The 22,142-nt window shown below is 38.5% G+C and carries 21 protein-coding genes and 1 tRNA gene; 15 read left to right on the plus strand and 7 right to left on the minus strand.

Translation table 11 applies throughout. The annotated features are described in order from the left end of the window. The first annotated feature begins 132 nt into the window (after positions 1 to 132). From zwf to BI291_RS13885, 5 genes are read left to right on the plus strand one after another with little or no spacing between them, the layout of a single operon-like run. Positions 133 to 1,602, plus strand: a complete 1,470-nt coding sequence (zwf, locus tag BI291_RS13865) for a glucose-6-phosphate dehydrogenase (RefSeq protein WP_074499365.1) — start codon at positions 133 to 135, stop codon at positions 1,600 to 1,602. Beyond that, the gene (gene pgl, locus BI291_RS13870) at positions 1,602 to 2,294 is read left to right on the plus strand and encodes a 6-phosphogluconolactonase (RefSeq protein ID WP_074499366.1); all 693 of its coding nucleotides are present in this window, start codon (positions 1,602 to 1,604) and stop codon (positions 2,292 to 2,294) included. The genes zwf and pgl overlap by 1 nt, the downstream gene beginning before the upstream one ends. 3 nt (positions 2,295 to 2,297) lie before the next feature. Then, on the plus strand, positions 2,298 to 4,124 hold the full coding sequence (gene edd / locus BI291_RS13875) for a phosphogluconate dehydratase (protein WP_074499367.1): 1,827 nt from the start codon (positions 2,298 to 2,300) through the stop codon (positions 4,122 to 4,124). Then, a complete protein-coding gene (locus BI291_RS13880; RefSeq protein WP_074499368.1) occupies positions 4,121 to 5,095 on the plus strand; it encodes a glucokinase in 975 nt (324 codons plus the stop codon). The genes edd and BI291_RS13880 overlap by 4 nt, the downstream gene beginning before the upstream one ends. Further along, positions 5,092 to 5,739 (plus strand): bifunctional 4-hydroxy-2-oxoglutarate aldolase/2-dehydro-3-deoxy-phosphogluconate aldolase, encoded by a 648-nt coding sequence (locus BI291_RS13885; protein ID WP_074499369.1) that lies wholly within the window; start codon positions 5,092 to 5,094, stop codon positions 5,737 to 5,739. The genes BI291_RS13880 and BI291_RS13885 overlap by 4 nt, the downstream gene beginning before the upstream one ends. 64 nt (positions 5,740 to 5,803) lie before the next feature. Here BI291_RS13885 and BI291_RS13890 read toward each other — a convergent pair whose 3' ends face one another. Beyond that, on the minus strand, positions 5,804 to 6,796 hold the full coding sequence (locus BI291_RS13890; RefSeq protein WP_074499370.1) for a 2-hydroxyacid dehydrogenase: 993 nt from the start codon (positions 6,794 to 6,796) through the stop codon (positions 5,804 to 5,806). Between the two features lie 139 nt (positions 6,797 to 6,935). On the opposite strand from BI291_RS13890, the gene BI291_RS13895 reads away from it, so the two are divergent. Continuing rightward, the gene (locus BI291_RS13895) at positions 6,936 to 8,576 is read left to right on the plus strand and encodes a M28 family metallopeptidase (protein WP_254849587.1); all 1,641 of its coding nucleotides are present in this window, start codon (positions 6,936 to 6,938) and stop codon (positions 8,574 to 8,576) included. A gap of 71 nt (positions 8,577 to 8,647) precedes the next feature. On the opposite strand, the gene BI291_RS13900 is transcribed toward BI291_RS13895, so the two are convergent. Next, positions 8,648 to 10,636, minus strand: a complete 1,989-nt coding sequence (locus BI291_RS13900) for a S9 family peptidase (protein ID WP_254849588.1) — start codon at positions 10,634 to 10,636, stop codon at positions 8,648 to 8,650. A gap of 263 nt (positions 10,637 to 10,899) precedes the next feature. Here BI291_RS13900 and BI291_RS13905 point away from each other — a divergent pair, with 263 nt between their 5' ends. Then, complete coding sequence (locus BI291_RS13905) at positions 10,900 to 11,349, plus strand: N-acetyltransferase (RefSeq protein ID WP_139302624.1); 450 nt, start codon at positions 10,900 to 10,902, stop codon at positions 11,347 to 11,349. Between the two features lie 16 nt (positions 11,350 to 11,365). Here the strand turns inward: BI291_RS13905 and BI291_RS13910 are convergent. Together BI291_RS13910 and BI291_RS13915 are read right to left on the minus strand one after the other, a co-directional pair. Then, positions 11,366 to 11,442 (minus strand) — tRNA-Val (locus tag BI291_RS13910). Between the two features lie 135 nt (positions 11,443 to 11,577). After that, positions 11,578 to 12,951, minus strand: a complete 1,374-nt coding sequence (locus BI291_RS13915; protein WP_074499372.1) for an MATE family efflux transporter — start codon at positions 12,949 to 12,951, stop codon at positions 11,578 to 11,580. 64 nt (positions 12,952 to 13,015) lie between these two features. On the opposite strand from BI291_RS13915, the gene BI291_RS13920 reads away from it, so the two are divergent. Beyond that, on the plus strand, positions 13,016 to 13,627 hold the full coding sequence (locus tag BI291_RS13920; RefSeq protein WP_074499373.1) for a riboflavin synthase subunit alpha: 612 nt from the start codon (positions 13,016 to 13,018) through the stop codon (positions 13,625 to 13,627). A 10-nt stretch (positions 13,628 to 13,637) separates the two neighbouring features. Here BI291_RS13920 and BI291_RS13925 read toward each other — a convergent pair whose 3' ends face one another. The 3 genes from BI291_RS13925 to BI291_RS13935 form a co-directional block, all read right to left on the minus strand. Then, positions 13,638 to 13,850 carry a CPXCG motif-containing cysteine-rich protein gene (locus BI291_RS13925; protein ID WP_074499374.1) on the minus strand — a complete coding sequence of 71 codons (213 nt, stop codon included), beginning with the start codon at positions 13,848 to 13,850 and terminating at the stop codon, positions 13,638 to 13,640. A 149-nt stretch (positions 13,851 to 13,999) separates the two neighbouring features. Next, complete coding sequence (locus BI291_RS13930) at positions 14,000 to 14,866, minus strand: fructosamine kinase family protein (RefSeq protein ID WP_074499375.1); 867 nt, start codon at positions 14,864 to 14,866, stop codon at positions 14,000 to 14,002. A gap of 40 nt (positions 14,867 to 14,906) precedes the next feature. Further along, entirely contained in the window at positions 14,907 to 15,527 is a 621-nt protein-coding gene (locus tag BI291_RS13935) for a hypothetical protein (protein WP_074499376.1), read from the minus strand. Between the two features lie 240 nt (positions 15,528 to 15,767). Between BI291_RS13935 and thrS the strand changes: the two genes are divergently transcribed. The 7 genes from thrS to BI291_RS13970 all read left to right on the plus strand — a co-directional run bounded on the left by thrS (position 15,768) and on the right by BI291_RS13970 (position 21,984). Next, positions 15,768 to 17,678 (plus strand): threonine--tRNA ligase, encoded by a 1,911-nt coding sequence (gene thrS / locus BI291_RS13940; protein ID WP_074499377.1) that lies wholly within the window; start codon positions 15,768 to 15,770, stop codon positions 17,676 to 17,678. A 67-nt stretch (positions 17,679 to 17,745) separates the two neighbouring features. Then, positions 17,746 to 18,285: a translation initiation factor IF-3 gene (gene infC / locus BI291_RS13945; RefSeq protein WP_074499378.1), complete on the plus strand. Its 540-nt coding sequence runs from the start codon at positions 17,746 to 17,748 to the stop codon at positions 18,283 to 18,285. Positions 18,286 to 18,435: 150 nt separating this feature from the next. Then, positions 18,436 to 18,633: a 50S ribosomal protein L35 gene (gene rpmI, locus BI291_RS13950; RefSeq protein ID WP_074499379.1), complete on the plus strand. Its 198-nt coding sequence runs from the start codon at positions 18,436 to 18,438 to the stop codon at positions 18,631 to 18,633. An 18-nt stretch (positions 18,634 to 18,651) separates the two neighbouring features. Beyond that, positions 18,652 to 19,008, plus strand: coding sequence for a 50S ribosomal protein L20 (gene rplT, locus BI291_RS13955; RefSeq protein ID WP_074499380.1), 357 nt, complete (start codon positions 18,652 to 18,654; stop codon positions 19,006 to 19,008). A gap of 493 nt (positions 19,009 to 19,501) precedes the next feature. Further along, entirely contained in the window at positions 19,502 to 20,605 is a 1,104-nt protein-coding gene (locus tag BI291_RS13960; RefSeq protein WP_074499381.1) for a phosphoribosylaminoimidazolesuccinocarboxamide synthase, read from the plus strand. 320 nt (positions 20,606 to 20,925) lie between these two features. Further along, positions 20,926 to 21,381 carry a hypothetical protein gene (locus tag BI291_RS13965; RefSeq protein WP_074499382.1) on the plus strand — a complete coding sequence of 152 codons (456 nt, stop codon included), beginning with the start codon at positions 20,926 to 20,928 and terminating at the stop codon, positions 21,379 to 21,381. A gap of 132 nt (positions 21,382 to 21,513) precedes the next feature. Continuing rightward, entirely contained in the window at positions 21,514 to 21,984 is a 471-nt protein-coding gene (locus BI291_RS13970) for a Dps family protein (protein ID WP_074499383.1), read from the plus strand. Positions 21,985 to 22,142: the final 158 nt, after the last annotated feature.

Below are 22,142 nucleotides of genomic sequence, written 5' to 3' on the forward strand. Positions count from 1 at the left end.
CTAAATATTTCGAACATTTTTAAATTTGTAGTAAAATTACAAAAAGTTCTTTACTGAGCGTTCAACAAACGCTAAATTATGAGCAAATGTAGTTTAGTTACAATGACAAGATAAAATTAGAGAATTATCCCTATGAAAAATACTGAACAACAGTCGGCTAGTGAAATTGTACTTTTCGGTGCGCTTGGCGACTTATCTCGCCGCAAACTATTACCTGCGCTATATCAATTAGATCACGTTGGCTTGTTAAATGATAAAAGTCGAATTGTCGGCGTTGCGCGACAAGATATTTCATTAACGGAGTTTAACGACTTTGTGTTGGAAAATTTAACCACTTTTGTCAAAGAGGGATTAGATGAAACCACGTTAGCAAGATTCAAAGCTCGCTTGGTTTATCAACAATTAGATTTTAAACAAACTGATAGTTACAGTGCACTTGCTGACACCTTATCTGGCGGTCATGAAACCCGTATTTACTACTTTTCAACGCCACCAGCGATTTATGGTGATATTACTGACGGACTCAAGAAAGCGGGCTTAGTAACAGAAGCAGATCGGGTTGTTATGGAAAAACCTATTGGCCATTGTCTTGAATCATCAAAGGTCATTAATGACCAAGTTTCTCGCTATTTTAATGAAAATCAAATTTACCGTATCGATCATTATCTTGGTAAAGAAACCGTTCTGAACTTATTGGTGCTTCGCTTTGCAAATTCTTTATTTACCACCAATTGGGATCGTAATTGTATTGATCACGTACAAATCACTGTTGCTGAAAGTGTCGGTATAGAAGGGCGCTGGGGCTTTTATGATGAAGCAGGGCAAATGCGTGATATGGTACAAAACCATTTATTACAAATTTTGTCATTATTAGCAATGGAACCACCGGCAGATTTAAGTGCCGATAGTATTCGTGATGAAAAACTCAAAGTCATTAAAGCGCTTGTGCCGATCTCTCGCCAAAACGTAAAAGATACAACGGTACGCGGCCAATATTCAGATGGCTTTTTAAATGGTGGCCCAGTACCGGGCTATTTAAACGAAGACGGTGCAAACGAAAACAGCAATACAGAAACATTTGTTGCCATTAAAGCTGAAATTGATAACTGGCGTTGGTCAGGCGTCCCTTTTTATCTTCGTACCGGCAAAAGAATGCCTGCGAAGCACAGTGAAATTGTTGTGCATTTTAAACCTCAGCCGCATAACATTTTTAAAGAAAGCCATGCTGATTTACCGGCAAACAAGTTAACGATACGTCTTCAACCTGATGAAGGTGTTGAGTTACAAATGATGAATAAAATCCCTGGTATTGCATCACAACTTAATATCCATGAAAACAAGCTTGATTTGAGTTTCTCTAAAATTTACCAGGATCAACGTGTGGTTGATGCTTATGAACGTTTGATGCTTGAAGTGATTAACGGTAATCAATCATTATTCGTACGTCGTGATGAAGTAGAGGCTGCTTGGACATGGGCTGACGGTATTATCGAAGCGTGGCAGTCTACTAATGAGGCACCAAAACCCTATGCTGCGGGTTCTTGGGGACCAGTTTCTTCAATTTCATTGATCGCACGTGACGATCGCCAATGGGTAGAATAATGCATCAATTAAACGAATTTAATACAAGAGAAGAGTTAGACGTCGCCCTTGCAAACAAAGTGGCGAATATTTTAGCGGATGCTGTAGCACTCAATGGTCGTGCAAGTATTGCAGTGTCTGGTGGTTCAACACCGAAAGGTTTTTTTCAAGCGTTATCTAATAAAGAGTTACCTTGGACAGATATCACCGTGACTCTCGCGGATGAACGATGGGTAAACATTGATAATGAATCAAGTAATACGCGGTTAGTGCATGAAAACTTACTGCAAAACAACGCGGTAAACGCTAAGTTTTTTCATTTGAAACAAGGTGAAAACTTAACACAAGAAACACTTGCTGATCTTAATTTAGCGGCGAAAAGTGCATTACTCCCACTTGATGTATTGATATTAGGTATGGGAGAAGATGGCCACACAGCCTCTTTGTTCCCGTGTAGTGAGCAGATTGATGAATGTTTATCGTCGACAACTGCACCACTATTGAAAGTAAAGCCTACGTCAGCACCTTATGAGCGTATTTCGTTTAGTTTCGCGTATTTAAAGCCAAGCAAAAATACTATTTTGCATATTAGTGGTTTAAATAAAAAATCGGTGTTGGAAAAAGCACTATCTGAGCAAGATAGACGTGAAATGCCAATTAGGGCATTTTTGCACGACCCAGAAATTAACACTCAAGTGTATTGGGCGGAGTAACTGATGAATAAACAAGTTTTAGCGATCACAGATCGTATTATTGAGCGCAGTAAAGAGACGCGTGCAGCCTATTTGAAAAAAATAGAACATGAGAAATCTACCACGGTTCATCGTGCTAATTTATCTTGTGGTAATTTAGCACATGGTTTTGCTGCATGTAGCAAGCAAGAGAAAGATGTTTTACGTGGCATAAACCATTCTGATATTGCTATTGTGTCGGCATATAATGATATGCTTTCTGCTCACCAACCTTATGAAAAATACCCTGAGGTTATTAAAGAAGCGGTTGCTGAAACCGGTGGTGTTGCGCAATTTGCTGGTGGTGTACCTGCTATGTGCGATGGCGTTACCCAAGGTCAGCCAGGCATGGATCTAAGCTTGATGAGCCGTGACGTTATTGCAATGTCTAGCGCAGTTGCGTTATCGCATAATATGTTTGATGGCGCATTAATGCTGGGCATTTGCGATAAAATCGTACCCGGGTTATTAATTGCTTCAATGACGTTTGGTCACTTACCTACGGTATTTGTTCCAGCAGGTCCAATGCCTTCTGGTATTCCAAATAAAGAAAAAGCACGTGTACGTCAGCAATTTGCTAAAGGCGAAATTGGCGAAGACGAGTTACTTGAAGCTGAATCTGCGTCATATCATACCGCAGGTACTTGTACTTTCTTCGGTACAGCAAACTCTAATCAACTTGTTGTAGAAGTGATGGGGTTACATTTACCAGGAGCTTCTTTTATTCCGCCAAATACGCAATTACGTGAAGAATTAACAAAAGCTGCCGCTCGCCAAGTGACACGTTTGACTCAACAGTCAGGTAATTATATGCCCGTTGGCAAAATGATTAATGAAAAATCAATCGTTAATGCCATTGTTGCGTTATTAGCAACAGGTGGTTCAACGAACTTAACCATGCATATCATTGCCTTTGCACGCGCTGCGGGCATTATTATTAACTTCCAAGATTTTAATGACTTATCAAATGCAGTACCGTTAATAACGCGTATTTATCCAAATGGACATGCAGACGTTAATCACTTTCAACAATCAGGCGGTATGGCGTTATTGTTTAAAGAACTGTTAGGTGCGGGATTATTGCACCCTGATGTTGAAACCATTTGTGGACCGGGCTTAGAGCGTTACACCAAACAACCTGAAATAGTTGATGGTAAATTGCAATGGGTTGACAGCACTGATGTTTCAGGTGATCCAGAAGTCATTGCTACCACTAAAGCACCATTCAAACCGGATGGCGGTTTAAAAGTATTGAAAGGTAATTTAGGTACCTCTGTACTAAAAACTTCTTCATTACGTGAAGGTAGTTTTGTGATCAAAGCACCAGCGGTTGTATTTGAAGATCAGCATGAACTAGATGCTGCTTTCAAAGCGGGTGAACTTGAGAAAGACTTTGTTGCTGTTGTAAGGTTCCAAGGCCCTAAAGCTAGAGGTATGCCTGAGCTTCATAAATTAACACCACCTTTAGGTGTACTCCAAGATAAAGGTTTCAAAGTTGCGTTGGTTACTGATGGCCGTATGTCCGGTGCATCAGGTAAAGTTCCTGCCGCTATCCATTTATGCCCTGAGGCATTAGATGGTGGCACTATCGCTAAAATTCAAAATGGTGATATGTTGCTTGTTGACGGTGAAAAAGGTGAATTAACCTTATTAGTTGATGATGCCGAACTTGCACAACGTGAAAACGCAACATTCCAAGTAAATGGCCATCACCAAGGTATGGGGCGTGAATTATTCGGCTTTATGCGTCGTAATTTAAGCACTGCTGATACAGGTGCTTGTTCATTATTTGATGAAGGTTCGACGTTATGAGTCAAGCGACCATTAATTTAGTTGCTGATATTGGTGGAACAAATATTCGTCTTGGCATTGCTAGGGCGAATGGAGAAGTTAATGAATTAACGGTTTACCAATGTCGTGAATTCAATAGTTTACAAGCGGTAGTTCGACACTATATTGAAGAAAACCATATCTCGAATAATACGATAAATGCATGTTTTGCTATTGCTTGTCCTGTAGATAAAGACATCATTCAGATGACTAACTTACCTTGGAAATTCTCGGTAAGTGAAATAAAACAAGAACTTAAGTTAAATAAACTCTTGTTAATTAATGATTATACGGCTATCGCATATGCGGTACCGTATTTGAATGATGAGCAAAAAATACAAATTGGCGAAGGCTCAGTTATTGCAAACAAACCCATTTCTATTTGTGGTCCGGGCACAGGGTTAGGCGTTTCTAATGTAGTTCCCGTTAATGATAATTGGTATGCCATTAGCGGCGAAGGCGGGCACGTTGACTTTGCTCCAATTGATGCAATTGAAGTACAAATATTCGAATATCTTGATAAAAAATACTCTCATGTTTCTTATGAACAATTGTTATCAGGTTTGGGTATTGAACAAATTTATCAAGCATTAAATGAGATTCATCAATCAGGTTTACCTACTCGTTCTGCTAATCAAATATCTGAATTAGGACTTTCTGGTGACTGCCGAATATGTCATCAAACGTTACTACAGTTTTGCAAAATATTAGGAAGTTTTGCTGGTAATTTAGCCTTAACAATGTCGAGTTTTGGTGGCGTTTATATTGCTGGTGGAATTGTTCCACGTTTCATTGAATTTTTTAAACAAAGTGAGTTTAGAAGCCGGTTTGAGAGTAAAGGGCGCTTAAGCTCGTTTAATCACACAATACCAACCTTCGTGATCACTGAATCACAACCGGGAATTTTAGGCGCTTCAGCTTATCTTCGACAACATAATAAAGAGGAATTATGACGTTAGCTAAAAATTGGCAAATTCAGCCAAAAGATCTGTTTGCCCTTGGGCCTGTTGTACCAGTATTAGTGATCAAAAATGTTGAAGATGCATTACCAATCGCTGAAGCTTTATTAGCGGCAGATGTAAAAGTGTTAGAAGTGACACTTCGCACACCAGCAGCACTAGATGTGATAAAAACCATAGCAAAAGAGCTTCCAGAAGCTGTTGTTGGGGCTGGTACTGTAACAAATCGTGAGTTATTACAACGCTCTGCTGATGCTGGTGCAAAGTTTGCCATCAGCCCAGGATTAACGAAAGATTTATTACAGGCAGGTAACGAAGGTGATTGTGCGTTAATTCCCGGTATTTCATCTATTTCAGAACTTATGGACGGCATAGATTACGGTTATGATCACTTTAAATTCTTCCCTGCGGAAGCGTCGGGTGGCGTAAAAGCGATTCAATCTATCGGCGGTCCATTCCCTGACATTCGTTTTTGTCCAACAGGTGGCATTAATATCAATAACATTAATAACTACTTAGCGTTACAAAATGTGATGTGTTGTGGCGGTTCTTGGTTAGTGTCAGATGAAATTGTTGCGGCTAAAGATTGGGGTAAAATTACTCAACTGGCTAAAGAGGCATTAGCCCACGTTAAGTAATTTAGTGATATATGACGCTCAAAAAAACCAGCAAATTGCTGGTTTTTTTACGTTTAAGCTTTACTCAATAAAGCTCATTGCCGGAACGTTCACCCTTTAATAGACACAGCAAATTATTGATAGTTGTTTTAGCGATGGTTTCAAGGGCTTCTTTAGTGAAAAACCCCTGATGACCTGTAATCAATACGTTTGGAAATGATAATAAACGTTCAAAAATATCATCATCGATAATGGTTTCTGATAGATCTTCAAAAAATATTTCGCTTTCTAATTCATAGACATCAAGCCCAAGAAAACTGATTTTTTGTGATTTTAGCCCGCTGATCAGTGCTCGGCTATCCATTAAAGCTCCACGACTGGTATTTATTAACATTACACCATTTTTCATTTGTGCGATGGTGTGTGTATTGATGAGGTGTTTTGTTTCCTCGTTTAATGGGCAATGTAAACTAATAATGTCAGCGTTGGTCAAGGTTTCATTAAATGAGACATATTTTGCACCTAATTGTGTTATTTCTTCACTAGGGCAAGGATCACAACATAATACCTGACAACCAAAACCTTTAAGTATCTTAATGGTGGCTTTTCCAATGTTACCTGTTCCTATAATACCAACGGTTTTCTGATGTAAATTGAACCCCATTAAACCATCTAAGGCAAAGTTACCTTCACGCACTCTATTGTAGGCTTTATGATACTTACGGCTTAACGTTAACATAAGCCCAACAGTGTGTTCAGCGACTGCTTCAGGCGAATATTCGGGAACCCTACACAAACTAAAGCCACGTTTTTTCGCACTGGCCAAGTCAATATTGTTAAAACCTGCACACCTCAGTGCAATAATCTTTATACCCATGGTGTGTAATTTTTCTAATACCTTACTATCCATATCATCATTAACGAAAACACAAACAGCACTTGCACCTTTTGCTAATGATACTGTTTCTTGAGATAACGTAGATGCTATAAATTTAAAGGTAAGTTTATTATCAATATTGAATTTATTAAGGTACTCAATATCATATTTTTTAGTGCTGAAAACAGCTATTTGGTGCATGATTCTTCCTTGTGAATGTTTTAATACCAACTGATTACTACTTTACATCAGAGCAAAGGTTAATTCAGCCAATAGTCTGGTGTTCTAACTCGTTTGTGGCTAAGCTGAGCATTCAAACTCAACAATTAGGATAATAAGAGTGACGATAAAAATAAACACCATGATTGCCGCATGCATTCTCAGTTATTGTACCGTAAGTTATGCAAATGATGACTTCAATAAAGCATACCAATCTTTTGACGAAAAGGAGATAAAAGCAGATATTAAAACCTTATCTTCAGATGCTTTTGAGGGGCGTGAACCTTCTGGCGTTGGTGAAACACTAACAACAGAGATGTTAATAGAGCGTTTTAAATCGCTTGGCTTATCGCCTGGAAATGGTGATAAATACACGCAAGCAGTACCAATGGTAAGTATTACCAGTAAGCCTGAAACGTCGTTAAATATTGCAGATCTACGTTTTGAATTTCCTAAAAACTTTGTTGCAACCTCACGTAAAACACAAAAAAAGATACAGCTTAAAAACTCTGAACTGGTGTTTGTTGGTTATGGTATCAATGCACCAGAATATCAATGGAATGACTATAAAAATGTAGATGTTAAAGGAAAAACAGTCGTTGTTTTAGTCAATGATCCTGGTTTTGCCACGCAAGATCCTAAATTATTTGAAGGCAATACCATGACTTACTATGGTCGTTGGATTTATAAATATGAAGAAGCTGCACGGCAAGGAGCTGCTGGCGCAATAATTGTGCACGAAACAAAACCTGCAAGTTATGGATGGAATGTTATTGAAAGCAGTTGGACTGGTGCGCAATATCACTTACCAGCCAAAGAAGTTAACGAGCCAGCAATTGATGTAGAAATGTGGATCAGTATTGAAAAGGCAAAGGCGTTATTTGCCAAAGCAGGCAAAGACTTCACTGAAATGAAAAAGTACGCTTTGACTAAAAACTTTAAAGCAACGCCACTTAATTTAACAGCCAGTATTCGTTTAAAAAATGAGATTAAATCTTCTACATCAAATAACGTTATTGCAACACTTAAAGGCAGTGAACATCCAGAAGAACATGTACTTTATATGGGACATTGGGATCACTTAGGTAGCTATGTTGATAATGATGGCAAAAAAGTTATTTATAACGGAGCACACGATAATGCTACTGGTACAGCTGGTTTAATGCACATCGCTAAAGCTTATCAAGCATTAGGAAAAGCACCTAAACGTTCTATTACCTTTGCTGCGGTTACGGCGGAAGAACAAGGGCGCTTGGGTTCTCGTTACTTTGCTAACCATCCAACCATTCCGTTAAAGCAAATAGTTGGCTTGATTAACATGGACAGTTTAGATGTAACAGGCAAGAAAAAAGACGTTACTGTTGTAGGTTATGGTAAATCTGAACTTGAGAGCTATTTATCTGAAGCAGCTAAAAGACAAGGCAGAACGTTGACTGCGGAACTTACGCCAGAAAGAGGCTATTATTATCGTTCAGATCACTTTAGTTTAGCGAAAAAGGGTGTACCAGCCCTTAGCGCAGGTGGTGGCTCAGTGTGGTATGACAATACTGAAAAGCAAATAGGTAAACGCGTTAAAGCTGATGTAGCTAAATGTTATCATCAAGCCTGCGATGAATTTAACGAGGCATGGGGTTGGCAAGGTTTAATCGCTGAGCTGCAATTATTTTTTGAAACAGGCTATTTATTGGCAGAGACTACTGAATGGCCAAATTGGCGTGAAGGTACAGAGTTTAAAGCATATCGTGACAATATGATGAAATAAAAGTTACTTTTATAGAAAAAAAGGGGTTAACAAATACGTTAATCCCTTTTTTGTTTGCAGCAATTAAATCGTTACTTTTGTGCAGGCTTATTTTTGTACTTTTCGAACCAAGCTAACGTATTTTCGATTTTTGCGATCATGCGTGAAGGCTTTCCTGCAATACCGTGAGGAGCACCAGGTACTTTTACCAACACAGTATCAATTTTTCGTAATTTAAGTGCCTGATAATATTGCTCAGTTTGTGCCATCGGGGTACGAAGATCTTCTTCACCTGTCATTAGTAAAGTAGGGGTTGTTACGTTGCCTACTAATGACATAGGTGAACGTTGCCAGTAATGTTCAACATGCTCCCATGGCATACCTGGAAACTGCGTGGGTATTTGTCGTAAACCACTATCTGCGGTTAATACTTTACTTAACCAGTTGATCACAGGCTTAACTACGGCTGCTGCGGCAAATCTGTCTGTTAAACCAATTGCATATGCTGTGGCAATCCCACCTGCTGAACCGCCTGCAATAAACAAATTGTTTTCATCAATAAAGCCTTTAGCGATCATGGCATCTACACCTGAATTATGATCGGCAAAGTCTTCTTTTGAGCTGTATTTATATTTAAGCAACATAGCAAAGCGTTCGCCGTACGAGCTACTACCACGGTGATTATCATAAAATACCACATAGCCTTGAGCAGCAAAGCGTTGTAGTTCTGCTGAAAAGTGAGGACCATAAGCTAAATGAGGCCCGCCATGAATCTCTAACAATAACGGATACTTCTTTTTAGGGTCAAAGTTTGGTGGAGTAATGTACCAACCTTGTATCTCTTCACCGTCAAACGATGATTTGTAATTGATTTCGTGTACCTTACCTAGGGTTTTATGGGCGAGTAAATCTTCGTTTAGCGCTGTAAGCTGCGAAACTTTACCTTTTGTATTTACCACAGCAACATCACTAGGGCGCTGACTTGTCCCCTTGGTAAAGACAATTTTTCCTGAATCATTGGTATGAAATTCACCACTGATGTAAGGGCGGCCTAATGTGGTTCCTGATAAACTGTCAGTTAGATCAGTAATTTTTCCTTTGGTGGTCATTGTAGCAACTTTTCGTTTGCCAAAATCATCATAGGCAAAAGCTAGCTTACTGTTTGATAGCCATTGTGGGCTTCTTATTGAACGATCAAAATCTTTAGCAACGATTTTCGCTTCTTTTGAAGACCAGTTCATGATGTTAAGTTTGGCATTACGGTATGGATTTAATGCATTCGATGTTGATAAAAATGCTAGCTTCTCTCCGTTATTAGAAAAGCTAGGACCATACTCTTTACCTGGCGCAGAGGTTAGCTGTGTTAAGTTGCCATCTTTTAAGGAAACTGAAAATAAATCTCCTTCTAAGCCTTTATATTCCCAGTCATCTCTTCTATTTGCTGAAAATACAATTTCGTCGCTGGCATCATTCCAAGCCAAGGTGCCTCTATGATGATAATTCCCTTGGGTAAGTTGTCTTGGTGTACCACCATCGGACGGGATAACAAAAATATGACTATAGCCGGGTTTGATTAAACCTCTACCGTCTGCTTGATAATAAGCTTTGTCGATCACAACGACTGGTTTCGCCCATTTAGCGCCTTTTGGTTTTTTCGGCATTTTTGCAAGCTTACTGTTTGGAGCATTTACTTTTTGACTAAACGCCAACCACTTACCGTCAGGTGACCACGTTAAGCTTGAGATGCCTGCCTGTAATTGACTAACCATCGCTGTTCGGTTGCTTTCTAAGTAATGAATATGTATTTGGTACTTGCCACTAATATTACTAATAAATGCTAACTTTTTACCATCAGGTGACCATCGTGGTTGTGAATATTGCTTATCATCAGAAAATAGTGGTTCGTGCATTCCTGATTTAATATTTAATAGCCATAAGTCTCGATTTTTACCATCGGTCATAATGTCATAGGCATTACGAACATATACTGCTGTTTTTCCATCAGGAGATATACGTGGATCAGATGCGTATTCTAATGAGAAAATATCTGTTGAAGTGAACACATCTGCTGCGATTGTCATAAATGGCGTTAACGCGGTAGCTAACAATAATTTGCTAAAGGTTGGCTTTAACATACAAGGTTCCATTATTAATTTTAGTATCTGTTCATTTTAGGGTAAGTTACTTTATTTACACTGCTATTTGTCGTTTTTATTGTTCACCTTACCGACTTTGTTACAATTTTGGTGTACTTAATTTAGTATCCGTGACTACAATTACCGTTTTGCAATGTCAAAAGTAAAGAAAATTTCTCGGTGCTCTTTAACAACTAGTAAGTGAATGTATGAAGATAACAATAAATAAAGCAACAGTGGACGATGCAAATAAAATCGCTCCTTTATTTGACTTATATCGACAATTTTACCAAGAAACCTCTGATATTAATCTCGCGATTGACTTTCTTACAACTCGTTTAAGCAAAGGTGAATCAACCATTTATTTTGCGATTGACGATGCAAACACGGTGCATGGTTTTACCCAGTTATTTCCAAGCTTTTCGTCAATATCTGCACAAGCAACATGGATCTTGAATGACTTATTTGTCATTGAAGAATCAAGAGGTATTGGCATAGGGAAACTGTTATTAGAACGCGCAGAAAAACTTGCGATTAACTCTCATGCCAAAGGAATAGGGCTTGAAACAACGACGGAGAATGTGTCTGCACAAAAATTATATGAATCATTAGGTTATGAAATAGCAGATGGCTATTTACAGTATTTTAAAACGCTATAGAGGATCTTTTAAGAAGTGGTGGGTGCGACTGGATTCGAACCAGCGACCTCTTGCATGTCAAGCAAGCGCTCTAACCAACTGAGCTACGCTCCCACTTTAGCGTTAAAGACGAAGGCTCGTCTTTAACGGAGCGCTATGTTAGCGATCTGATATTCGTCTTGCAAGCGTTTTTAAATGTTTTATCAGTATTTTGTCACTGTTTGCTTAACAATTGCTCATTTTAACACGTTAACTTGTTTGTTTAGCCTCAGTTGCAAACCGCGCCTGCACCACTTTTAAACGCCATCCTAATAAAATAGCAGCGGTTGTTAGTCCGGATATAATTCCAATCCAAAAACCGTAAGGGCCAATAGGTGCTATTATCCAATCAGTTATGCCTAGCACTAAACCTACGCTTAGGCCTACTACCCAATATGAAACGAAGGTTAAATATAAAATGGCTGTTGTGTCTTTATAGCCGCGTAACGCTCCTGCTGCAATGACTTGAATAGCATCTGAAAACTGAAATAGTGTAGCTAATAACATTAAGCTTGCTGCTAATTCAATAACGACTAATTCGTGGCTGTATATTTCCGCAATTTGATACCGAAAAGCAAGTGTAAATAGTGCTGTAAACAAAGCGATTAACAAGCCAAGTGCTATAGAATAGGTACACACTTGCTTTGCTTGTTCAATTTTTTTATTGCCTATTGCTGTACCCACTAAAATAGTAACCGCCATCGCTAGGCTTAACGGGATCATAAAGATAAGACCCGAGAAGTTGATCACAATTTGATGACTTGCCACCGTTTCAGCGCCAAAAGGAGCAAGAATAATGGCAACCACACCAAATAAACTGACTTCAAATAACAAAGATAACGCGATTGGTACCCCTAAAAGAAGAATGTATTTTATTTCATGCCAATTCGGTAAATACAGTTTGTCAAAGATAGGTGCATGTTTTAAGTGCTTACTGAAAATACAATATAAATACATACTAATACACATTACCCAATAAACAATAGCAGTGGCAATACCACAACCCGCACCACCTAATGCTGGTATGTCTCCATAACCATAAATAAAAATGTAGTTTGCAGGAATGTTAATAATAAGACCAACAATGCTAACAATCATGGTAGGCCGTGTATGCGATAAACCTTCAGAATAATTCCTGAACACCAAATACAAACAAAAGCCTGGGCCGCCCCATACAACATATTCTAAATAATCAAATAACAATTGTTGAAGTTGGGGTTCTAAAGAAACATTTGCTTGAATATAAGGTGCTACACCGTAATAAAGTGCAATAAGCGCCACTGACATGAAAAATGAAATCCATGCGGTTTGTTGGGTTGCTGCACCAATTTTTTTATAATCATTAGCACCTGATAATTGTGAAACAATAGCGGCAAGGGCCATCACCACACCAGAAATAGTTAAAATAATAGGCAACCAAATGCTACTAGCGACGGCAATGGCTGCCATATCGGTAGAACTTACACGGCCAGCCATAACCGTATCGGCAAAACCCATTAATGTTTGGATTAATTGAGCAATTAAAATAGGATACGCTAAGGTCATCAACCTTTTAGTATTATCAATAAAGCCTTGAATATGCATTAGTTGTGGTACTTAAAATAACAGGGCGCTAAAATGCGGGAACTTTTATAACGTTGGATCATATATGTTTACTGGCATAGTGCAATCACAAGCTGAAATTATTTCAGCAGATGTAAATCACAAGTTAATGAGGTTAATTGTTAAAGGTGAGCTTGAACTCATTGAACAGTTACAACTAGGAGCGAGTATTGCGGTTAATGGCTGCTGTTTAACTGTAGTGAAATTTTTCCAGCAGCAACAAAGCAGTATTATTCACTTTGATGTAATCGATGAAACGTTAAGGCTTACCAATTTAGGTTGCTTATCAATAGGCGACAACGTAAATGTTGAACGCTCATTAAAAGTAGGGGATGAACTTGGCGGGCATATTGTTAGTGGTCATATTCATACCACCGCTTCTTTAAGTCATATCGAACAATCCGCCACCAATTGTTCAATGACATTTAAGTTACCTGTGCAGTGGAAAAAATTTGTCTTAGCGAAAGGCTTTATCACCATTAATGGTATTAGTTTAACGGTAGGTGACGTTATCGATAATCACTTTACCGTTCACTTGATCCCAGAAACGTTGAGCAGAACAAATTTATCTAGCTTATCAATGGGGGCTTTGGTGAATATTGAATGTGATCAACAAACCATTACCATTGTTAATACCATCGAACGAATGAAGCTTTAACGGTACAAGCTTATTGTTCATCACTATTGATAGCTAATTCAATTTTTTGTCGGTACTCATCAATGTGCATATTCAAATGAATGTCATTACAACAAGCTGAGCATTCGTCGTAATAATCTTGATCGCCGGATGTTGGATCAATCGTAACATAAACATGGTGTCCGCAATGAGGGCATTCTATTCGAAGATCTGACACTTTTTGTGGAAGAGAATCATGCGGCATTATATCCCCCCAGATGCTACGCATCGCTTTGTTTGTCTTACTTCTAAGTATGGTCATAAATTTGAAAACTGCTAACTTTCATCATTAGCTTTCTGCAACTTATTTATTAGCGTTTGAATTTACTCACAATTCAATTATTCAAGACAAAATCACGCCATTGATAATATTCGGTTTATACAGGCTTTTGCTTGTTCTACATATACACCACCGAAAATATTTGCATGGTTTAATACATGATATAAATTATAGACATGTTTACGTATACCATAGGCTTCAGGTAAGGGATAAGTGTCATAATACCCATGATAGAAATCTTCTGGTAAAGCACCGAATAACTCTGTCATCGCTAAATCTGCTTCCCGATCACCATAATAGCTTGCAGGATCAAAAATAACGGGTTGTTCATTAGCAAATCCGATGTTACCTCGCCATAAGTCCCCGTGTAATAAACAAGGTTCAACGTGATGGTTTAAGAGTATTTGATGGCAAGCGTTGGTAATAAAATCAATATCACCAAAGACAATCGATTTTTCATTCAATAATTGTAATTGCCAACCAATGCGTTGCTCAGCAAAAAATTGCCGCCAATTACTGCTCCACCTATTAGGTTGTATAATACTGCCAATAACATTATCTTGCTGCCAGCCAAATTGACCATGGCTTGTTTGCTTATGCATGGTGGCTAATTGCTCACCTAGCCTACGCCAAAGTGCGTTGGACGGTTGATGGAAGTCAATGACATGTAGAACTAAAAAAGCCTTATCAGTCGTCACGCCGGTGGTAATGACAGAAGGACAAGCGATACACTCACTTTCTCTGATTTTATTTAAGTTGTATGCCTCAGCATCAAAATGTTCAAGCCTAGCTTTATCATTCACTTTTACAAAGTAACGTTGTTGTTCACCACTAATTAAAAAGCTTTCGTTGATATCACCGCCAGTAACAGCACTATACTTTTCTATTTTGAAAGAGCTTGATAATGCTTGTTCAATTGATTTAGCAATGCTGTTCCACATAGGCCCCCCTGTTTACAATATACTTTCAGGGTAAGTATAGTTAACCTGTAAAATGCTGTTGTAACTTTTCGAGTGATTTCCACAAACTTTTTTTAGCCACTTTATTCGCTATCCATGTAGGAATATTACCATTGGCTGATGCTGAAAATTGATAGGTAACCTCTAGCGCTGTAGGTGACAGTTGTTTGATATGCCAACAACCAAAATGCAGTGTCATTAACACGAAACTTTCAGGTAAGGTAATAGGCGTTGGCTTGTTTTCAACCTTAATAACCATGTTGCGCTCAGTGTGTGTTGTGACTGTTGAAGTTGCCTGCATGACACGTGGACTAATAAAGAAACCTCCTGAAAAATAAGTGGTGATCATCGACTGGTTTTTTGTCACTTGTGTAATTTCAATATCTTCAGCGCGCGCTAACCACAATGCGACGCTTTCTTCATGATGTAAAAATTGATAAAAATGGTTAATTTTAGTTGGTAGGATAATCTTAGCTTGCAGTGCGATTGACTTGTTATTTGGCATTCTAGCGGTACTAACAGAGTAATTAGCATTGCTTTGCCAAAGCTGCCAATCTAGGCTGTAATGATAGCCACATGTACTTTGTGAAGAAGCTCTAACAAAAGTACAAAACAATAAGCTTAAACAGGTTAGTAACTTCATAATAATGATCTTAATACTAATACCACGAAAGGACGGGATAATTAATCATCCAAAGCACGATTATACGTTGCATTGTAAGAGATAATCGCCTATATTCACACGCTTATAAAAACAAGCGCTACGCGTGATTCTCTAAACCATATTATAGTTATATAATAGTCCGTATGCTTGATTGATTTAATTTTTGTTAACACCACATGCGACGCTTGGTATGCGCCGCCACTGTAGAAAGGAAATTTCATGCCTGTTATTACTCTCCCTGACGGAAGTCAACGTTCATTTGAAAATGCGGTATCTGTAATGGATGTTGCGTTAGATATCGGCCCCGGATTAGCCAAAGCGACTATTGCAGGTCGTGTAAATGGTGAACTTGTTGATGCCTGTGAATTAATTGAAGCAGACGCTGAATTACAACTGATCACCAATAAAGACCAAGACGGAATAGAAATTATTCGTCATTCATGTGCGCATTTATTAGGCCATGCGATTAAACAATTATGGCCAAGCGCAAAAATGGCGATTGGCCCCGTCATTGAAAATGGCTTTTATTACGATATTGATCTAGACCATTCAATTAATGAAGACGATATTGCCAAACTTGAAAAGCGTATGCTTGAGTTGGCCAAAACAAATTATGATGTTGTTAAGAAAACTGTTTCTTGGCAAGAAGCTCGTGATGCTTTTGAAGAGCGTGGCGAACCTTACAAAATGGAAATTTTAGACGAGAACATTGAAAAAGACGATCGTCCAGGTTTATATCATCATGAAGAATATATCGATATGTGTCGTGGTCCACACGTACCAAACATGCGCCATTGTCATCATTTAAAATTGATGAAAGTAGCTGGCGCGTACTGGCGTGGTGATTCTGACAACAAAATGCTGCAGCGTATTTATGGCACGGCATGGGCGGATAAAAAACAGTTAAAAGCTTACATTCAACGATTAGCAGAAGCTGAAAAGCGCGACCACCGTAAAATTGGTAAAACACTTGATTTATTTCACTGGCAAGAAGAAGCGCCAGGCATGGTGTTTTGGCACAACGATGGTTGGACAATTTATACCGAACTTGAAAAGTTTGTTCGTGAAAAATTACACGAATATGATTACGACGAAGTAAAAGGGCCATTAATGATGGACCGCGTACTTTGGGAAAAATCAGGCCATTGGGACAAATATTCAGACGCGATGTTTACGACTGAGTCTGAAAAACGTGAATACGCAATTAAACCAATGAACTGCCCAGGCCACGTTCAAATTTTTAATCAAGGCTTAAAATCATACCGTGATTTACCTTTACGTATGGCTGAATTTGGTTGTTGTCACCGAAACGAACCATCGGGTGCGCTTCATGGTTTAATGCGTGTTCGTGGTTTTACACAAGATGACGCGCATATTTTCTGTACAGAAGACCAAGTGCAAAATGAAGTCACGAAATGTATTGAATTAGTTTACGATGTGTATCAAACCTTTGGCTTTGAAGACATTATTGTTAAGCTATCAACTCGCCCTGAAAAGCGTATTGGTACAGATGAAATGTGGGATAAAGCTGAGCTTGGTTTAGCTGAAGCAATGAAGTCGAAAGGTATTGAATTTGAGTACCTGCCGGGTGAAGGTGCTTTCTATGGTCCTAAAATTGAATTTACTTTACTCGATTGTTTAGGTCGTAACTGGCAGTGTGGTACGGTACAATTAGATTTCGCGTTACCAGAACGATTAGGTGCAACTTATGTCGGCGAAGATAATGAACGTTACATTCCGGTGATGATTCATCGTGCCATATTAGGTTCATTAGAAAGATTTATCGGTATTTTGATTGAAGAATACTCAGGTAAATTTCCAACGTGGTTATCACCAAATCAAGCAACAGTGATGAATATTACCGACAAACAGTCGGATTATTGTCAAAAAGTTGTAAAAAAACTAAAAGAAAGTGGATTTAGAGCAAAAGTAGACTTGAGAAATGAGAAGATAGGCTTTAAAATTCGCGAGCACACTTTGAAGCGTGTTCCATATCTTTTAGTCGTAGGTGACAAAGAAATGGAAAATGGCGAAATTGCCATTCGCACAAGAAGTGGGGAAGATTTAGGAAAAATGTCGGTTGACGACTTCATTACTAAACTAAGTGAAGAAGTAAGTTCACGGGCATAAATGCTGTTTGAGAATACTCTCAAACCTTTTGCTAAATTGTTTGTTTTAATGCTTGGAGGAATAAACTATCAAAGGTAGTTTAAAAGGCGGTCAAAAAGAACCGCAACACAAACTGAATGAAGCCATTACTGCGTCTGAAGTACGCTTAGTAGGCTTAGAGAACGAAGCACTAGGTGTTGTTTCACTTGATGAAGCTTTAGATGCAGCTGAACAAGCGGGGGTAGATTTAGTAGAAATCAGCCCTACGGCGAAACCACCAGTTTGTCGTGTAATGGACTACGGTAAGTTCCTTTACGAAAAAAGCAAACAGCAAAAAGAACAAAAGAAAAAGCAGAAACAAATTCAGGTTAAGGAAATTAAATTCCGTCCTGGTACTGATGAAGGTGACTATCAAGTTAAATTACGTAACTTGAAGCGCTTCGTAGAAGGTGGCGATAAAGTGAAAGTAACTTTACGTTTCCGCGGTCGTGAGATGGCCCACCAAGAACTGGGTATTGAGCTTTTAACGCGTGTTAAAAACGATTTAGAAGAACTTACTACAGTTGAGTCTTTCCCTCGTAGAGCGGAAGGACGTCAAATGGTGATGGTACTTGCACCGAAAAAATAATCAATAGCTGGTTTTAGCAAGTAGTAGAAAGCAATTTCTGCTCACCACTATTGTTTTTAACGGGTAACGTTAGGCCTACAAGTAAAACAGCGTTAAACACTGTTTTCGCCTGCGTTGCTAAATTTCAATGGCAATGTGGAGTTTACATCAATGCCTAAAATGAAAACTAACAAAGGTGCTGCAAAGCGCTTTAAAAGAACTGCGTCAGGCGGTTACAAATGCAAACAAGCTGGTCTTCGTCATATCTTGACTAAGCGTCGTACTAAAGTAAAACGTCATCTTCGTGCTAAAAGCATGGTTGCTGCTTCAGATGTGAAAGCAGTTGATAAATTACTTCGCAACGCTTAATTAAGAGGAGATTAGCACATGGCAAGAGTAAAACGCGGTGTAGTAGCACGTCGTTCTCACAAGAAAATTTTAAAGCAAGCGAAAGGTTACTACGGTGCTCGTAGTCGCGTATATCGCGTTGCTTTCCAAGCTGTAACTAAAGCTGGCCAATACGCATACCGTGACCGTCGTCAACGTAAGCGTCAATTCCGTCAACTTTGGATTGCTCGTATTAATGCAGCAGCTCGTCAAAATGGTTTATCTTACAGCCGTTTCATCAATGGCTTGAAAAAAGCATCGATTGAAATCGATCGTAAGATCCTAGCTGACATTGCAGTATATGACAAAGCAGCATTCTCTGTATTAGTTGAAAAAGCGCAAGCTTCTTTAGCTTAATTGAGACGTTGATATATGGAAAGGGCGCCCATGGGCGTCCTTTTTCTTTTAGACAGATAATTTTTATTGTTAATTTGCTCTAATAGCGTCGTCACTAATGCTCATTTACCTGCGTAAACTGCGCGTTAGTTCCTTGCTCTTAAATCAATTAACGGCAAAAATTTTCATCTAAATTGTTTAAGTGGTTTTAGGTATTAAGTTCCAAGTGCGTAATTTTTCCTTGAACTTTAACCTATGCTCTGCAAACTAAGCAGCTAGGTAGTCTTCTGATGGTGTATTCATCTAAATTGTTTAAGTGTTAAGTTACGAGTGCGTGGCTTCTTATTAAAGCTGAAAACTATGCAGCTAGGTTGTTTTATAAAAATTCGCGCGATTTTATTGTAGCATTTCAGATATAATTGCTAACCACAGTGAATACGTGAGAGAACTTATTCGTTTATCACCATCGGTTGATGTTAAACAAATAGATTCTTACTTATAAAAGGTTTAAACGATGAGTAATGCTAATGGCGTTTTAGCCGTCAATGACGATTTACCTATTCGTACTGATTTACCTGTTCATAGCGGTAAAGTTCGCTCTGTTTATTGGTTAACAGCACAAGACAGTGCGCGATTAATTAAAGAAAAAGGCTACAACGTACCTGCTGATACAGAACTTGCCATCATGGTTATTAGTGATCGTATTTCAGCGTTTGATTGTATTTGGCATGGCGAAGGTAATATGCGTGGCGTACCTGGCAAAGGCGCTGCACTTAATGCAATATCAAATCATTGGTTTAAATTATTTAAAGAGCAAGGGTTAGCAGACAGCCATATACTCGATATTCCGCATCCATTTGTATGGATTGTACAGAAAGCAAAACCAGTGATGATTGAAGCAATCTGTCGCAGTTATATCACTGGTTCTATGTGGCGTGCTTACGAAAAGGGCGAACGCGAGTTTTGTGGTATAAACTTGCCTGAAGGGCTGCAACGAGATACTAAGTTACCAAATTTGTTAATGACGCCATCAACAAAAGGGATATTAAAGGGTATTCCAGGCGTGCCTGAAGCTGATGATGTAAACATAACGCGTGAAAACATTGTAAATAACCATAAGGCTTTTAACTTTCAATCTATCGAAGACGTTGATTTATACGAAAAGTTACTCACAGAAGGGTTTGATGTTATCTCATCAGCGTTAAATGAACTTGATCAAATATTTGTCGACACTAAATTTGAGTTTGGTTACGTTAAAGATAAAGCGGGTAATAATAAGCTGATTTATATGGATGAAGTAGGTACACCTGATTCATCTCGTATTTGGGGTGGCGCATCTTATCGTAATGGTGAAGTTGTTGAGAACTCTAAAGAGGGCTTTAGACAATTATTGCTGTCGCACTTTCCAGATCCTGATATTTTACTTAATAAAGAGCGCATGCCCGAACGCACGGCACTTGCAGAAGGTAACGCGTTACCTGTTGAGGTGTTAATGAAGGTTTCTAAAACCTATACAGACATTGCTGAAAAGATTACCGGCGAAAAAATCGTTCTAAGTGACGACCCTAAAGCAGAAATTATTGCGGTGTTAAAAGAGCAATACCAGTTAATTGATTAATATCGCAACTTAAGGTTTAACACTTACTAAAGCCTCAACATCTGTTGGGGCTTATTTTACTGAATTAAAAAAATTTCCCCGATAGTTGAGTAATTGAGCTGTATATATGAACAGTACGAGCTTGTTCTTGTTTTTAACGAAAATACAAGAACCATTCTCGTATCTAACGGGGAAAACGAGAATAGGAAATACTATCTCGTTGATATAGTTGGGAAGAAGTGATAATTTAAATTTTCAATTTTATGAAATAAAGGGCTGTTCGTAGCGTTACTTGCGAGAATGGTTCTTATGAATAAGCTGTTAGTTGCCAAGGAGGCTCCATGTCCGATGAAGATCGTCGCCAGATTCATAATCAATCGAGAGCGGCTCAAGATAAATACGTATATTTCTTGTTAGCTGTTTCAGCATCCGCAATTGCTTTTACTGCTCAAATCACTAAAGAGAGTGTATTTTCATATAACTTAATACCTTTAGGTTTTGCTGTTATTGTTTGGTCTCTAAGCTTTTATTGTGGTTGTCGAAATATTCAATACACTAACTCAAATTTGTTCGCAAACTTCGATCTAATTAAAGTTGAAGCTGGTAAACATCCCGAAGTACCTAATAATCAAATGTATATGCAAGCTGCGTTAGACGGAATTAAACAAGCGATGACATCTAATAATGGTATATTAAGTAGTTATGGTTTTTGGCAATTTCGTTTCTTAGTTTTAGGTGCAGTATCATTTATGATTTGGCACTTAATGGAAATGGCAGTACGCACAATTGGCAACTAACAAGCTAATAAACAAGGACAAAAAACAGTTTGCTGTTTTCGTTCCTCAACATTTTAGCAAACAATTTTTTGCCTGTTATTAGGGCGTTAAGTTCGGTCAGAAGTTTAATTAAACCATAGAGAGGAAAGCAAAATGACAGATATTGATATAGGAATTAATACGGAGGATAGAGTGAAGATCGCTGAAGGTCTCAAACGCCTTTTAGCCGACTCATATACTTTATATTTACAAACACATAATTTTCACTGGAACGTGAGTGGCCCTCAATTCCGTGAGCTACATTTGATGTTTGAAGAGCACTACACTGAGCTGGCTATTGCTGTTGATGATATAGCGGAACGTATACGTACTCTAGATGTGGCTGCTCCGGGAACATACAAAGAGTTTTCAAAACTTAGTTCTATTGAAGAAGTTGAAGGAGTTCCAAGTTCGGAAGAAATGGTTGATTTACTGACTAAAGGGCATGAGCAAGTAGTTAAGACCTCTAGAGATGTATTAAAACTTGCGCAATCTGCAGATGACGAGTCAACTGCCGCATTGGTCTCTGATCGTATGCGCATACATGAAAAAACATCATGGATGCTGAGAGCTACGAGAAAGTAGGTTGGTGATTCAGAACTTAACAAGTCAAAGCACTCGGACGCAGCAAAGCTGCGCCGGTGTTTGAGGCGTTAGCAACTATATTCAATCAAGTAGTATTTATTTAAACTCAAAAAAGGAATAAAAATGAAGTTATTTAAAAAACTAGCACTATTAACCCT

Origin of the sequence: Thalassotalea sp. PP2-459, assembly GCF_001913705.1 — a bacterium.
GTDB classification, from domain to species: Bacteria; Pseudomonadota; Gammaproteobacteria; order Enterobacterales; family Alteromonadaceae; genus Thalassotalea_C; species Thalassotalea_C hakodatensis.